This window comes from Novosphingobium sp. FG90, from assembly GCF_057808725.1.
This window is the reverse complement of record NZ_JBMDIO010000009.1, coordinates 41468-56913: the sequence shown is the minus strand read 5'-3', so window position 1 is coordinate 56913 and position 15446 is coordinate 41468. Positions and strand designations below refer to the sequence as shown.

The following is a 15446-nucleotide window of genomic DNA, read 5'->3' as shown; positions in this document are numbered from 1 at the left end:
ACCGGATAGCTATCTGCACGTAATCACGTAGTTATGCGGGATATCAGGCGTTGCATGGAAGCCACGCCGCGTCCCCCTCCGGCACCTACGTATACGTATGCCATATTATGCGCAACGTAGGACCGCCTTAAGCAAGGGGGGTCGAATGGAGTCGCGGCAGAAATGCACGGGCTCATCAGGAGGAGATGCCGGGCGCCAGGTGTGCTGTCCCGGCTGATACAGGGGAGGACACCCAATGTCGCTTCGTAACGAGTTTTCGGCCGTGGGCACTTCGTCCCGCATGGCCATCGCTGCTGCAATGATTGCAGCTACCTTGCCCGCTGCAGCGTGGGCGCAGGACGCCGCACCGGCAGAAGATAATGCCAGCGCCGACACCATCGTCGTCACCGGCTACCGCGCATCGCTGCTCAACGCGATCAACCAGAAGCGCAATGCCGAACAGATCGTCGAAAGCGTCTCGGCCGAGGATATCGGCAAGCTGCCTGACGCCTCGATCGCGGAATCGATCGCCCGCCTGCCGGGCCTGACCTCGCAGCGCGTCAACGGCCGCTCGAACTCGATCGCCATCCGCGGCTTCGCGCCGGACTTCTCGACCACGCTGCTGAACGGCCGCGAGCAGACCTCGACCGGCGACAACCGCGCCGTCGAGTACGACCAGTATCCGTCTGAAGTCGTCAGCGCCGTCAACGTCTACAAGACGCCGATGGCCAGCCTCGTCGGCCAGGGGCTGTCGGGCACCGTGGACATGCGCACGATCCGTCCACTCGAAGCGGGCAAGCGCATTATCTCGGTCGGCGCACGCGGCTCTTATGCCGATCTGGGTAAGCTGAACGCCAAGTCGGACGACATGGGCTACCGTGCCAACGCGATGTACGTCGATCAGTTCGCCGACGACACCATCGGCATTGCCCTTGGCGCCAGCTACAACAACGAGCCCTACCAGATCAAAGAATACAACGCCTGGGGCTATAGCGACCTCGCCAATGGCGATCGCGTGATCGGCGGTGCCAAGGCGATGGTCACCTCGACCAAGCTCAAGCGCATGGGCCTCAACGGCACCCTGCAGTGGCAGCCGGCGCCGAACCTGACGACCACGCTCGACGCATTCTACTCGAACTTCAAGGACGACCAGATCAAGCGCGGCATCGAGATGCCGCTGGCGATGGACGCGGACCCGGTCGGCTTCGCACCGGTCCTCACCGCAACCACCGTAGAGAATGGCCTCGTCACCGCGGGCCAGTTCGACAGCGTCAAGGCTCTGGCGCGCAACGACCTCTACCAGCGTCACGCCAAGCTCTATTCGTTCGGCTGGAACACCAAGTGGGAAGGCGACGACGGCTGGAACGCCTTCTTCGACGCCAGCTACTCGAAGACCGACCGCAGCGAGTTGAGCATCGAGACCACCGCCGGCACCGGCCGCAACACGATCGGCACCTACGACACGATCGGTTTCACCACCGGCACCAAGGGCTCGATTTTCTCTTCGGGCCTCGACTACGGCGACTATAACACGATCCTCCTCACCAGCCCGCAGGGCTGGGGCGGCACCCAGATCGCGCCCGATGGCACCTCGATCATCAACGGTCAGGACGGCTACTACAACAACCGCAAGATCAAGGACGAACTCTGGCAGTTCCGCACCGAGGTCGAGCACGAGTTCGAAAGCGGGCCGCTCCACTCGTTCCAGGTCGGCCTGAACTACACCAACCGCTCCAAGTCGCTGGTGCCCGAGGAATACTTCCTGGGTCTGGCCGCCAACACCGACGGCACCGTCAGTGTCCCGGTTCCCAGCCAGTACCAGTTGGGTCGCACGGACCTGAGCATGTACGGCCTCGGTTCGGTGATTAGCTACGATCCCGCCGCGCTGGTGCGTGACGGCATCTACAACAAGGTCGCCAACCCCTACGGCGATGTCGTCGTCAAGAGCTATGCCATCCGCGAACGCCTGATGACGGCCTATTTCCAGGGCAACATCGACAGCGAAGTCGGCTCGGCGCACCTGACCGGCAACTTCGGCGTACAGGCGCAGTGGACGGACCAGAACTCGGTCGGCGCCACCGCCGTGAACCTGGGCACCGCCGCCAACGGGTCGCCGATCATCGGCGGCGAAGTGCGCAAGGCCAGCACCGACTACCTCGACGTGCTGCCCAGCCTCAACCTCTCGCTGCGCTTCCCGAGCGACACGGTCATCCGCTTCGCCGCCGCGCGCGAGATCATCCGTCCGCGCCTCGACGACATGCGCGCCTCGCTCAGCTGGAGCTACACGATCGCGGACGGCGTGGCGCAGGCCACCGGTTCTTCGGGCAATCCGAACCTGCGCCCGTGGCGCGCCAATGCGCTCGACTTCACGATCGAGCAGTACTTCGGCGGCAAGGGCGTGATCGCGGCGCAGTTCTTCTGGAAGGACCTGAAGAGCTATATCTACAACACCGACCTCACCGTACCCACCGACGGCCTCGCGCTGCAGGACCCGGGCCAGGGCATCCCGGTGTCGGATACCGCGCAGCTCAACGTCCCGATCAACGGCAAGGGCGGCAAGCTCTACGGCGTCGAGATCGCCACCACCCTGCCCTTCGAGACGTTCCTGCCCGCACTGGACGGCTTCGGGATCACCGGCTCGGTCGCCTATACCAAGAGCAAGATCCAGGCGACGCCGGACTCGCCTTCGGGTGACCTCCCGGGCTATTCGAAGTGGGTCGCCAACGGCACCGCCTACTTCGAGAAGTGGGGCTTCAACGCGCGTGGTTCGGTACGCTACCGTTCGACGTTCCTGGGTGAAGTCTCCGGCTTCGCCGCCAACCGCGTGCGTCGCCGCGCGGCTGCGGAAACCATCGTCGACGCGCAGATCGGCTACGACTTCCAGGCCGGTAGCGCGCTGGAGGGCCTGTCGCTCTACGTGCAGGGCCAGAACCTGACCAACGCGCCGTTCATCACGACCAACCCGGGCGATAGCCGCGAGGTCATCGACTACCAGACTTACGGCCGCCGTTTCCTGGCCGGTTTCACGTATAAGTTCTAACTCACCCCCCCGGCGCCGGGATGGAACCCTCCTCCTCCTGAACGGCGCCACACTGGCGGAACCGTCGAAGTTATCCCTCCCTTCGACGGTTCCGCCTACCCTGCCAGCAAGAGGTCTCGAAAACCGCGTAAAAATCGACGTGACCCTGAACTTGTTTCAGGGTCCATCATGCCGCCAGCCCCGCGACATGATGGCGCAAGCCACCCATGCCGCTGGTGGACCGAACTGTCCGGTCAAAGCGGCCCGATGGACCCTGAAACAAGTTCAGGGTGACGATGTGCAGGAACGGAATGCTGCTGCCATCCCGCGTGGAGAATGCCTGTGATGAACCGCCTGATACCTTCCCTCTCGGCAATTGCGCTGGCCCTCTCCAGCGGCGCCGCCTTCGCCGGGACGGTCGAGGACATGCGCGCCCGCACGCCCGAGCAGGAAGTCATCTACTTCGTACTGCCCGACCGTTTCGAGAACGGTGACACCTCAAACGATACCGGCGGCCTCAAGGGCGGCAAGCTGCAGACCGGCTTCGATCCCACAGACAAGGCGTTCTACCACGGCGGCGACCTCAAGGGCCTGACCGCGCGGCTGGACTATATCCAGGGCCTCGGCGCCAGCGCGCTGTGGGTCGGGCCGATCTTCAAGAACAAGCCGGTGCAAGGCCCCAAGGGGAACGAAAGCGCGGGATACCACGGCTACTGGATCACCGATTTCACTCAGGTCGATCCGCACCTAGGCACTAACGACGACTTCAAGGCGCTCGTCGAGGCCGCGCATGCCCGGGGCATGAAGGTCTACATGGACATCATCGTCAACCACACGGCGGACGTGATCCAGTACAAGGAAGGGGTCGCGGAGGGGTATCCCTATCGCTCCAAGGCGGACTATCCGTTCTCGACCCGGGGCGGCGTGAAGGGTCCGGCGATCAACCCCGGTTTCCTCGGGGAAACGGTGCAAACGGCTGAGAACTGGGCGAAACTCACCGATCCCTCGTTCGCCTACACCCCTGTCGTGCCCAGGGCGGAAAAGGACGTCAAAGTCCCCGCCTGGCTCAACGATCCGATCTACTACCACAACCGCGGCAACACCGACTGGAAAGGCGAGAGCGCGCAGTACGGCGACTTCGTCGGCCTCGACGACCTCGCCACCGAGAACCCGCGCGTGGTCGATGGGATGATCGACATCTACGGCAGCTGGATCGACCGTTTTGGCATCGACGGCTTCCGCATCGACACCGCCCGCCACGTCAACGCGGAGCTGTGGCAGAAGTTCGTGCCAGCCATGCTGGAGCGCGCGAAGGCAAAGGGAATCAACAACTTCCACATCTTCGGCGAAGTCGCGACGGGCGATTACGACCCTGCCCTGCTCGCCTCGTGGACGCGCAATGCGGGCCTGCCGGGCGTGCTCGACTTCGCGTTTATGCGCGCGGTCGACGATGCGGCGGGCGGCGCAAAGGACGGCGGGACCGAGACGCTGGCGCGGCTGTTCGACGACGATGCGCTCTATGCGGGCGGCAAGGCCGGAGCGCTGCAACTGCCGACCTTCCTAGGCAACCACGACGCCGGGCGCCTGCCGATGTTTCTCAAGCTGGGTCAACCGCTTGCCAGCAATGACGAGCTGCTGAAGCGCTCGATGCTTGCCCATGCCATGCTGCTGACACTGCGCGGTGTGCCGACGATCTACTACGGCGACGAACAGGGCTTCGTCGGCCATGGCGGCGACCAGTGGTCGCGGCAGGATATGTTTGCTTCCAAGGACTTGCGCCTGACGGATGAGCCCTTGCTGGGCACGACCCGCGCGCCGAACGCGGAGCATTTCGACCCGACGCACCCGCTCTACAAGCTGATCGCACAGCTGGCGACCTTGCGCCGCCAGACCCCGGCGCTGACGGGCGGGATGACCAAAGTTCGCGCCGCATCCGACAAGCCGGGGCTGTTCGCGGTCTCCCGCTTCGATCCGGCTACCGGGAATGAGGTCGTGCTGGCCTTCAACACCTCCACCGAGGCGGTCGAAGGCAACCTCGCGGTAGAGCCGAAATCGGCGCAATTCCAGACGCTTGCGGGTTCCGCATGCCCTATGAAGGCGGCCGCTCCGGGATCGGTTTTGATAGCCCTGCCGCCACTCGGTTTCGCCGTCTGCGCGGCCCGGCCCTGACCGGCACACGGGCGGCACCCAACGGCACCCAAACGACACCTAGACGTACCAGAGAGCGCCATGACGAACCCTGAAACCTCCTCCAAGGCCCCATGGTGGCGCGGCGCGGCGATCTACCAGATCTATCCGCGCAGCTTCGCCGATTCCAACGGCGACGGCATCGGCGACCTGCCCGGCATCACTGCACGGTTGGACCATGTCGCCCGGCTCGGCGTCGAGGCGATCTGGATCTCGCCGTTTTACCAGTCACCGATGGCGGACTTCGGCTACGACATTTCCGACTACTGCGCGGTCGATCCGATGTTCGGCTCGCTGGAGGATTTCGACGCGCTGATCGCGAAGGCCAAGACGCTTGGCCTCAAGGTCATCGTCGATCAGGTCTATGCCCATACCTCGGACAAGCACCCGTGGTTTGCCGAGAGCCGGTCCAGCCGCAGCAATTCGCGGTCGGACTGGTACGTCTGGGCCGATGCGAATGCGGACGGCACCCCGCCCAACAACTGGCAGTCGGTGTTCGGCGGCCCGGCGTGGCGCTGGGATGCGCGGCGCGGGCAGTATTACATGCACAACTTCCTCGCCGAGCAGCCGCAGCTCAACTGCCATAACCCCGAGGTGCAGGACGCGCTGCTGGCGGTGGCGAAGTTCTGGCTGGACCGGGGCGTCGCGGGCTTCCGCATCGATGCGCTCAATCACTCGATGCACGACCCGATGCTGCGCAACAATCCGCCTGCGCCCGATGATGGAAAAGTGCGCACGCGGCCCTACGATTTCCAGCTGCAGGTCTACAACCAGTCGCACCCTGACATCCTCAAGTTCATCGAGCGGCTGCAGGCGCTGATCTCCTCCTATCCCGATACCTATTCGCTCGCCGAAGTCGGCGGCGCGCGGGCGAGCGAGGAGAAGCGCACCTTCACCCAAGGCCCCGCCCGCCTCGACAGCGCCTACGGCTTCGACCTGCTCTATGCCGACGCGCTGCGTCCTGCGCACATCGCCGAGGTGCTGAAGTTCTGGCCAGACGAGCCTGACGTCGGATGGCCGAGCTGGGCCTTCGAGAACCACGACGCCCCGCGCGCACTCTCCCGCTGGTGCGCGCCCGACCAGATCGACGCCTTCGCGCGGATGAAGATGCTCACGCTGCTCTCGATCCGGGGCAATCCGATCCTGTTCCAGGGCGAGGAACTCGGGCTGCTGCAGGACGAGATCCCGTTCGAAATGCTGCAAGACCCCGAGGCGATCGCCAACTGGCCGCTCACCCTCTCGCGCGATGGCGTGCGCACGCCGCTGCCGTGGATGGCGCAGAGCGAGCACGGCGGCTTTACCTCCTCCGCACCATGGCTGCCGCTGAGCGAACAGAACCTGTCGCGCGCGGTCGATCGGCAGGAGGCAGACCCGGCCTCGCTGCTCAACCTGACGCGCCATCTGCTGCAGCTTCGCGCCGCCGATCCGGCGCTGCGCCGGGGCTCCGGCGAAGTGCTGCTCGCCGACGAAACGCGCCTCGTACTGCGCCGCGAGCTTGGAGGGCACCGTGTTCTGGTGGTCGTCAACATGAGCGATGCGCCTGCAGCATGGCCTGCAGCAATTCCGACCGGCGGCCGCGTTCTCGCCGCCGTCAACAATGCCGAACCCGGTACGCTGCCCGCATGGGGCGGACTTTGGATCATCGAAGGAGAAACGGCATGAAGCCGCTCGCCCTGCTGGCTAGTGCCGGCATCGTCATCGCCGCACCTGCATTCGCGCAGGAAACCAAGCCGCAAGTCACCGCGCAGTCGCCCGACGGCTCGATCGTGCTGACGGTCACCACCGACAACGACAGCCGCCCGATGTGGTCGCTCACCCGCAAGGGCAAGCTGCTGATCGCGCCGAGCAAGCTGGGCTTCATCCTGACGGACGGCCTCAACATGACGCGCGGCTTCGCCATCGAGAGCAGCGCCACGGCAAAGGGCAACGATACCTGGGAACAGCCCTGGGGCGAGCGCCGCTTCGTCAAGGACAAGTACAATCAGGTCACCGTCCGCTTCAAGCAGGGCAAGACCTACGGCGAGCGGATGATGAACGTCACCTTCCGCCTCTTCGACAATGGCGTGGGCTTCCGTTACGAGATCCCCGAGCAGCCGGGTCTCAAGACGATGAAGATCGCCGACGAGACGACCGAGTTCGACATCGTCCCCAAGGGCACCGCATGGTGGATCCCCGGCGGCGAATGGAACCGTTACGAGCAGGTCTACCAGAAGACCCCGATCGACGCCGTCTCCACCGCGCACACGCCGATCACGATGAAGCTGGAGGACGGCACGCACCTGTCGTTCCACGAAGCGGCGCTGGTCGACTATGCGGGCTACTGGTTCAAGCGCGCGACCGGGCAGACCTTTCGCACGACCCTTTCGCCCTCCTCGCGCGGCCCGCGCGTCGTGCGCGACCTGCCCTTCGCGACGCCGTGGCGCACGGTGCGCATCGCGGATGACGCCGAAGGTCTGGTCGACAACGATCTGGAGCTGAACCTCAACGAGCCGAACAAGCTGGGCGACGTCAGCTGGGTGAAGCCGGGCCGCTACATCGGCATCTGGTGGGGCATGATCCGCAACGACTGGACCTGGGCGGAAGGCCCGAAGCACGGCGCCACCACCGAGCGAACCAAGCAGTACATCGACTATGCCGCGAAGCACAAGTTCCGCGGCGTGCTGGTCGAGGGCTGGAACAAGGGCTGGAACGGCGACTGGTTCGGCCACGGCGACGAGTTCAGCTTTACGCAGGCGACACCCGATTTCGACATCGACGCGGTGACGAAATACGCCGCGAAGAAGGGCGTCAAGCTGATCGGTCACCACGAGACCGGCGGCAACATCGCCAATTACGAAGCGAACATGGACGCCGGTTTCGCGCTCTACCAGAAGCTTGGCGTCGATACGGTGAAGACCGGCTACGTCGCCGACCACGGCGGCGTGATCGCGAACACCGACCACCCCGGCGCTCCGGTCGGCCCGGTGCGGATGGAGTGGCATGACGGACAGCGCATGGTCGAGCACCACCTCGCCGTCGTCGAGGATGCGGCGAAGCACCACATCGCCATCGACGCGCACGAACCGGTCAAGGACACCGGCCTTCGCCGTACCTATCCCAACTGGGTCTCGCGCGAAGGTGCGCGCGGCATGGAGTACAACGCCTGGGGCACGTTCGCGAACGGCCCGGATCATGAGCCCACGCTGGTCTATACCCGCATGCTGTCCGGCCCGATGGACTTCACGCCGGGCGTGCTGAGCCTCGAAGGCGCAAAGGGGCCGCTGGCCTCGACGCTGGCGAAGCAGCTGGGGCTGTACCTCGCGATCTATTCGCCGATCCAGATGGCGGCGGACTTCATCGAGCAGCTCGACAAGTACCCGCGCGAGATGAATTTTATCGAATCCGTCCCGACTGACTGGGCCGAAAGCCGCCTGATCGCGGGCGAAGTGGGCGACTATGCGATCTTCGCGCGCAAGGACCGCGCTTCGCCGCGCTGGTTCGTCGGCGGCGTGAACGATGCCACGGCCCGCACCGTGACGCTGAAGTTCGACTTCCTCGACGCGGGCAAGGTCTACAAGGCCAGCGTCTGGAAGGACGGCGAAGGCGCGACCTACGAGACCGAAGCGCGCCACAGGATCGCCTACGACACGCGCACCGTGAAGAAGGGCGATACGCTGGACGTGTGGCTGGCGCCGGGCGGCGGCACCGCGATCCGGCTGGAGCCGAAGTAAGCCGTTCGCGGTCCCGGATTTGATTCGGGACCGCAGGCTGTCCTGTGCGGCCGGGGGCTTCGACAAGCTCAGCCTGAGCGGGATTTTGAAGTTTACTCTACCTCCGCTCACCCTGAGCTTGTCGAAGGGTCAGGCTGAGCTGGTCGAAGCCCTCGGCGTCTTGCTCAACTGCAAAGCGACTTCGCGCTGCTCGTCCCCGGCGTGACGCCGGTGCCGGTGCTGGCGCCCAGATTGCGGTCGTCGCGAACGATGTAGGCCGCTTCCCGGCGGAAGTTCGGCTGGCCGACGAACCAGGTGCCGAACAGCGGCTGGTAGGTATAATTCACCTCGACATACATCACCGCGGACCCCGCCACGGCAGCGATCGTAGGATTGCCCATTCCCGCGATCGTCGATCCGGTCAGCCCCTTGCCTGCCGCGCCGTACTGCGAGCTGATCTTCAGGTTGCCCCGGCAGCGCTGCCAGTGGATGAACTGGCGCCCGGTCGCGGAATCGCGTTCGAGGCTCGACAGAATGATCCGCCCGTTCGCCTCGAAGTTGAAGTAGGACCCCTGCACCAGTGCACCGGACATCACGGAATCCACCATCGTCTCGGTGACGGTGGGCGTCACCGCACTGTTGTCGGTCTGGCCGAGGCGCGAGGCGTTGTCGGCCACCGAGGTGGCGATCTGGGCGATCTGCATGTTGATCATCGCCATCCACGCCAGTTCGGTCCCGTAGAATCCCATGGTGACGATGATCGGCAGGATCAGCGCGAACTCCATGAAGGAAACGCCGCGCTGATCCCGGCGCAACCGCTTCGCAAAGCGCGCGATCATGAGCATGTACCCGCGTCCGAGCCGTACTTCTCCTGAAGTGCGTAGGGCTGGTTCTTGCGCACCGTGCTGGCGGTCAACGTGCGCTGACTGGTCGAGCCCGGCATGAACGGCACGATGAACACCGGCGTATACGTCACCGTCGCGGTGTAGAGCACCACGTCGTTGCCGCCGCCGTTGTCGCTGGTGCCCACGTCCGCGTCCCACTGGCCGTTGCGGTTCTCGTCGGTGTAGGTTTCGCCGTTGTCGCACTTGCCGTTGGCGTTCTTGTCGTTCCATGCCTCGGCACGCTTGAGGTCGGCGAAGTCGTAGTAGCTGGACCGCTTGAACTTCACCTCGGCGCCCGGCGCTACGCGCTGGACCATCGCGGTGACGTAGGCATCGGCCTTGGTGGTATCGGCGATCTCCAGCCCGTCCCGGCGCGACGCCTCCTCGACCGCGCCGTGGAGAATCGCGGTGAGATAGGCCCGGTGCGCCATGTCGTAGATGCCGATGAGCAGCAGGAGCACCGGCGCGGCGACGGCGAACTCGATCACCGCCGAGCCGCGCTCGCTCGCCCGCAGGCGTCGGACCAGCGACACTGCCGTCACTGCACGACCCTCAGTTCGCCGACCTGCTTGGCGATCTCCTGGAACGCGGTGTTGAGATCGGCCGAACTGTTCGCGGTGAACGAACTGTCGTCGGACGCGCACGTCGTCAGGTCAGTGCTGAGCGTGGAGGTGAATGCCACGACCCAGACGCGGATGCCCTTGGCCTTGATCGCCTCGCACGTCGCGAGGAAGCGCTGGGTGTGGCGGGCGGTATCGTTGGTGGAGCCGTCGGTGGTGACGCGGCGGTCCCAGTATTCCATGCCCCACGCCTGCGCGATGTACTGGTTGGGCTCCATCTGGCCGTCGGTCATGAAGATGAGGTGGCGTGAGACCTTGCCGCCGTTGGTGGGCTCATCGCTGTTCAGCGTCGACCACATGCCCTGCTGCGACATCAGACGCCCGCCCCAGATCATGCCGATGTCGAGGTAGGTGCCGCCCACCGCCGTCAGCGAGTCCGCGTAGGAATTGAACGCGGTCTGCGTCATCGTCGAGAGGAGGCGCGCCTGAACGGGGCAATACGTGCCGGCATCGCCGCCGTAACTGGTGGTTGCGGTTGTGTAGGACCCGCCGCTGGTCCAGCGGCGATAAGACACCTCCGGCCAGAGCGGACGCCACTTGGTCTTGTCATCCGAAGTCGGCGCGGAATCGAGGTCGAGGTCCAGCGCGGCCTTGGGCACAATGCCGTTGGCCGAAGAATAGCTGAAGGTCGATTGCGCGACCGTATCGCGCTCCTGGATGCAGCCTCCCCAGTTCGATGACACGGCGGCGCCGTTATTGCCGGTGGGAGTGCTCACGGAATTGAACTTCTTGAAGCTGCTCGTGTCGTAAGTCACCGGATGGTAACGCATCTTGTAAGGACGTGTCAGCCAGCGCCAATAGACGTAGTAGGGTGAGCGGCGATCGTCACGAAGGCACGAATATTCCTTTTTTATTTGCGACTTCGACTGCCCCGAACCCTGTTCGGTGAATGCCGTATCCGCCGGTTTGGCGTTGTTGCAATCGTTCAGGGCGTTGTAGCTCGTCGCCGGGGTGACGGCATTCCAGCTGTCACCGGTATCACTATCCCCTGAATCGTCGGGTTCATACCAGCGCGACTGGTACGAATAGCTGTCGACGATGTAGTTGCTGCTGACCGCGGTCACCAGCTTGCCCACGTTCACGGTCGAGCTGAACGGCACGAAGCCGTAGCGCACGCGCGCGTTGCTGTTGGCGGTGGCGTTGTAGATCGTCGTGTAGAAGTTCTTCATCGCCGCCCGCAGCGCATCGATGCGCTTCTGCGAGGAGCCCGACAGCGTGTAATCCATCGAGCCCGTGGTATCGAGCACCATCATGATGTCGGAGTTGCCCACGCCCATCGAACTGGCGCAGGACACGCTGATATTGAAGGCGTCCTTGCCGAAGATGCGCATCAGCAGGGTATCGAGCACGGTCGTCGCCGTGCCGGTTATGGTCTGCCCGCCGTCGGTCGAAGTCGCGTCGAACGCGGTCAAGCGGGTGCCCTGCTGCGCGTCGCTGAAGTTGGTGTTGAAGTAGTCGGTCGCCACCTTCTTCGACGCGGCATCGAAGCCTGCCGTCGTCACCGTGCGCCGCCCCGCCAGCACTGCCGCGTCGCACGCCGACTGGATCTGCTCACGCACGAGGTAGTCGCGGCTGAGATCGACGGCCGATCCGACCACGATGGCCGCCACGAGCATTCCGATCGCCGCGATCGGCAGGATATTGCCCGCGCGGTCGCGCAGCACGTCGCGAACGACCTTGGCAGGAAAATGACATGCTTGACGCATCGTAAACCAGGCTCGCTCTTGGATTTGCCCCGATAATCTCCTGCGGATACCAGCAATGTCTTAAGGAAGTTTTCGCGTCGCGGCGGCGTCTGTCTTCGAGCATGAGCCCTCATGCGATCATGCGGTTGGACGCAGAAATAATTCGATCCACCGGGAACCACCGGATATTCCCGGACGTTCTGCGCCTCGATCCGAGGACTGCGCGCGATGGGGGAGCGGTCTGCCTACAACGGTGTGCACCCCCGCGAGACGAATGAATGGCGACCGCCCGCGGACTGGATTCGACCAAGTTTCTCTACATCCTGCTGCCCATCGTTATCGGCCTGACCTTCATCGCCGATACGTCGTTCCCGCTCGGCACCTCGATATGGGTGATCTACCTGCTGCCGACGGTGCTTTCCTACCTCGCGCCGCATCGCCTGGTGCCGCTGGCGGTGGCGGCCGCCGCGACCGTGCTTGTCGTTATCGGCTACCAGCTGGCCCCCGAAGGCGTTGCGAAGGAGATCGCGCTGATCAACCGCACGCTCGGCACGATCACCAACCTCACGCTGGCCGGCATCGGCGCCGCTTTCATCAGCTATCGCAACTCGGCCCGCGCCCTGCAGGGCCTGCGCGAAGGCGAGGCGAAACTGGCGCGCGAGACGGCGGGGAACCTTTCCCTCGACGATCTGTCGCATCGACTGGTCAGCTTCCTGGTCGAGCGTTTCGGTGCGACTGCGGGCATCGTCTACGTCAACGACGACGGCAACTTCCGGCGGATCGCCAGCTACGGCGTGCCCAAGGGCGCGGACGTGCCCGATCTTCTCGCCCCCGACGACGGCCTGCTCGCCGAAGTGATCCGCGACGGCCGCACCCGCACCATCGCCGGGGCTCCAGCCGGATACCTCTCGTTCGGCAGCGCACTGGGACGGTCGCCGCTCGACCGGCTGGTGCTGGGCGCCACCGCGATCGACGGCAAGGTCAACGCCGTGATCGAACTTGGCTTCCTCGACACGCCGGAGGCCTCGCCCGAGGATGCGCCGCGCTTCATCGAGACGATTTCCAGCGCCGTCGGCCTCTCGCTGCGCGCCGCCAAGTACCGTGCGCGCCTCGAACACCTGCTCTCCGAGACCCAGCAGCAGGCCGAGGAACTCGCCAACCAGAGCGAGGAACTGCGCGCCACCAACGACGAACTCGAAGCCCAGGCCAAGGCCCTGCAGAATTCCCAGACCGAACTCGAAGCCCAGCAGGCCGAGCTGGAGCGCTCCAACGCCCAGCTTGAGGAACAGGCGACCTCGCTCGAAGCCCAGCGCGACGAGCTGACCCGCGCCCAGACGATGCTGCGCGGCCAGGCCGAGGATCTGGAACAGGCGAGCCGCTACAAGAGCGAATTCCTCGCCAACATGAGCCATGAGCTGCGCACGCCGCTCAATTCGCTGCTGATCATGGCCCGCCTGCTGGCCGACAATCGCGGCGGCAACCTCTCGTCCGAGCAGGTCCGCTTCGCCGAGACGATCGAGACTTCGGGCAACGATCTGCTGGCGCTGATCAACGACGTGCTCGACATTTCCAAGATCGAGGCAGGCAAGCTGGAGCTGGAACCGCGCACCGTCCCGGTCGCGGCGATCCTCGCCAAGCTGCGCGATACGTTCGCCCCCGCCGCCGCCAAGCGCGGGCTCGAACTGCGCGTGCCCGAAGTCGCCGGAGAGATCGAGACCGACCCGCTGCGGCTGGAGCAGGTGCTCAAGAACTTCCTGTCGAACGCGCTCAAGTTCACCGAGCGCGGCCACGTCGCCATCGAGGTCGGCCGCGCCGCCGGCAGCGTCGCCTTCACCGTGCGCGACACCGGCACCGGCATCCCGACCGACAAGCAGAGCGCGATCTTCGAGGCGTTCCGGCAGGCCGACGGCGGCATCGCCCGCAAGTACGGCGGCACCGGCCTCGGCCTCTCGATCTCGCGCGAGTTGTCGCAGCTGCTCGGCGGCACGATCTCGCTGGAGAGCGAACCCGGCAAGGGCAGCGCCTTCACCATCACCCTGCCCGAGCACTTCGACGCCGAAGCCGCGCCCGAGCAGGTCCGCCGCCCCTCGCCCACGCCGCTTGCCACATCGCCGACGCCAGCGCCCAAATCAGCCACCGGCCCGGCCCGCCGCCTCGCCGCCATCGCCGACGACCGCGAGACGCTGAGCGGCGATTCGCGCGTGATCCTCATCGTCGAGGACGATCCGGCCTTCGCCCGCATCCTCGCCGACCTCGCGCACGAAGTCGGCTTCTCATGCCTGATCGCCGGGACCGCCGACGAAGGCGCCTTGCTCGCGCGCCAGTATCTGCCGCAAGCGGTGATCCTCGACATGCACCTGCCCGACCACACCGGCCTCTCGGTGCTCGACCGCATCAAGCGCGACGCGCGCACCCGCCATATCCCGGTCCATATCGTCTCGGCCGACCATGACGACCACGCAGCGCTCGCCAGCGGCGCTGTCGGCTATCTGTTCAAGCCGGTCACCCGCGACACCCTCGTCGACATGCTCGAGGGGCTGGAAGCCCGCATGGCACAGCGCCTGCGCCGCGTGCTGGTGGTCGAGGACGACGCCCAGCAGGCCAATGCGATCCACCACCTCCTCGCCTCGCGCGATGTCGAGACGGTGGAGGTCCACTCCGCCGCCGAATGCCTGAACAGCCTCGGCGCCGAGACGTTCGACTGCATGGTGCTCGACCTCAACCTGCCCGACATGTCGGGGCTGGACCTGCTCGAACGCCTCTCGCACGACGAGAGCGTCGGCTTCCCGCCGGTGATCGTCTACACCGGCCGCGACCTCTCGCCCGAGGAGGAGATGCGGCTGCGACGCTATTCCAAGTCGATCATCGTCAAGGGCGCCAAGAGCCCCGAGCGCCTGCTCGACGAAGTGACGCTGTTCCTCCACCAGGTCGTCTCCGAACTGCCGCAGGAAAAGCAGCAACTTCTCGCCCGCTCGCTGGGCCGCGATCAGGCGCTGGAAGGCCGCCAGATCCTCGTGGTCGAGGACGACATCCGCAACGTCTACGCCCTCACTTCGGTACTGGAGCCGCACGGCGTCGGGGTGCGGATCGCCCGCAACGGCATCGAGGCGCTGAACGAACTGGCCCGCAGCGCCGACAGCGACGGCGCGCCGGTCGATCTCGTGCTGATGGACGTGATGATGCCGGAAATGGACGGCCTCACCTGCATGAAGGAGATCCGCAAGGACCCGCAGTGGTCGCGCCTGCCGATCATCGCGCTTACCGCCAAGGCCATGGAGCGCGACCACCGCGAATGCATCGATGCGGGCGCCAACGACTACCTCTCCAAGCCGCTCGACATCGATAAGCTGCTCAGCCTCGTGCGCGTGTGGATGCCGCGATGA

At 65.2% G+C, this 15446-nt stretch carries 8 protein-coding genes; 5 read left to right on the top strand and 3 right to left on the bottom strand.

Translation table 11 applies throughout. The features are described from left to right. Window positions 1-235: 235 nt before the first annotated feature. The 4 genes from ACODRZ_RS10565 to ACODRZ_RS10550 all read left to right on the top strand — a co-directional run bounded on the left by ACODRZ_RS10565 (window position 236) and on the right by ACODRZ_RS10550 (window position 8895). Window positions 236-3019, top strand: coding sequence for a TonB-dependent receptor (locus tag ACODRZ_RS10565; RefSeq protein WP_488970436.1), 2784 nt, complete (start codon window positions 236-238; stop codon window positions 3017-3019). 324 nt (window positions 3020-3343) lie between these two features. Further along, a complete protein-coding gene (locus tag ACODRZ_RS10560; protein ID WP_488970435.1) occupies window positions 3344-5167 on the top strand; it encodes an alpha-amylase family glycosyl hydrolase in 1824 nt (607 codons plus the stop codon). 60 nt (window positions 5168-5227) lie between these two features. Continuing rightward, complete coding sequence (locus tag ACODRZ_RS10555; protein ID WP_488970434.1) at window positions 5228-6847, top strand: alpha-amylase family glycosyl hydrolase; 1620 nt, start codon at window positions 5228-5230, stop codon at window positions 6845-6847. Continuing rightward, window positions 6844-8895, top strand: coding sequence for a glycoside hydrolase family 97 protein (locus ACODRZ_RS10550; protein WP_488970433.1), 2052 nt, complete (start codon window positions 6844-6846; stop codon window positions 8893-8895). Before ACODRZ_RS10555 ends, ACODRZ_RS10550 begins: the two co-directional genes overlap by 4 nt. Before the next feature lie 164 nt (window positions 8896-9059). Here ACODRZ_RS10550 and ACODRZ_RS10545 read toward each other — a convergent pair whose 3' ends face one another. Genes ACODRZ_RS10545 through ACODRZ_RS10535 form a run of 3 tightly spaced genes read right to left on the bottom strand, consistent with a single transcriptional unit; the run spans window position 9060 to window position 12084 of the window. Continuing rightward, window positions 9060-9719 (bottom strand): TadE/TadG family type IV pilus assembly protein, encoded by a 660-nt coding sequence (locus ACODRZ_RS10545; protein ID WP_488970432.1) that lies wholly within the window; start codon window positions 9717-9719, stop codon window positions 9060-9062. Beyond that, window positions 9710-10300 carry a TadE/TadG family type IV pilus assembly protein gene (locus ACODRZ_RS10540; RefSeq protein WP_488970431.1) on the bottom strand — a complete coding sequence of 197 codons (591 nt, stop codon included), beginning with the start codon at window positions 10298-10300 and terminating at the stop codon, window positions 9710-9712. The genes ACODRZ_RS10545 and ACODRZ_RS10540 overlap by 10 nt, the downstream gene beginning before the upstream one ends. After that, the gene (locus tag ACODRZ_RS10535; RefSeq protein ID WP_488970430.1) at window positions 10297-12084 is read right to left on the bottom strand and encodes a Tad domain-containing protein; all 1788 of its coding nucleotides are present in this window, start codon (window positions 12082-12084) and stop codon (window positions 10297-10299) included. Before ACODRZ_RS10535 ends, ACODRZ_RS10540 begins: the two co-directional genes overlap by 4 nt. 257 nt (window positions 12085-12341) lie before the next feature. Between ACODRZ_RS10535 and ACODRZ_RS10530 the strand changes: the two genes are divergently transcribed. Then, window positions 12342-15446, top strand: a complete 3105-nt coding sequence (locus tag ACODRZ_RS10530) for a hybrid sensor histidine kinase/response regulator (RefSeq protein ID WP_488970429.1) — start codon at window positions 12342-12344, stop codon at window positions 15444-15446.

Excerpts from the sequence above, each read along its gene's own strand:
- ACODRZ_RS10550 (WP_488970433.1), top strand. The coding sequence starts at position 6,844 with ATGAAGCCGCTCGCCCTGCTGGCTAGTGCCGGCATCGTCATCGCCGCA.
- ACODRZ_RS10555 (WP_488970434.1), top strand. The coding sequence starts at position 5,228 with ATGACGAACCCTGAAACCTCCTCCAAGGCCCCATGGTGGCGCGGCGCG.
- ACODRZ_RS10565 (WP_488970436.1), top strand. The coding sequence starts at position 236 with ATGTCGCTTCGTAACGAGTTTTCGGCCGTGGGCACTTCGTCCCGCATG.
- ACODRZ_RS10560 (WP_488970435.1), top strand. The coding sequence starts at position 3,344 with ATGAACCGCCTGATACCTTCCCTCTCGGCAATTGCGCTGGCCCTCTCC.
- ACODRZ_RS10535 (WP_488970430.1), bottom strand. The coding sequence starts at position 12,084 with ATGCGTCAAGCATGTCATTTTCCTGCCAAGGTCGTTCGCGACGTGCTG.
- ACODRZ_RS10545 (WP_488970432.1), bottom strand. The coding sequence starts at position 9,719 with ATGCTCATGATCGCGCGCTTTGCGAAGCGGTTGCGCCGGGATCAGCGC.
- ACODRZ_RS10530 (WP_488970429.1), top strand. The coding sequence starts at position 12,342 with ATGGCGACCGCCCGCGGACTGGATTCGACCAAGTTTCTCTACATCCTG.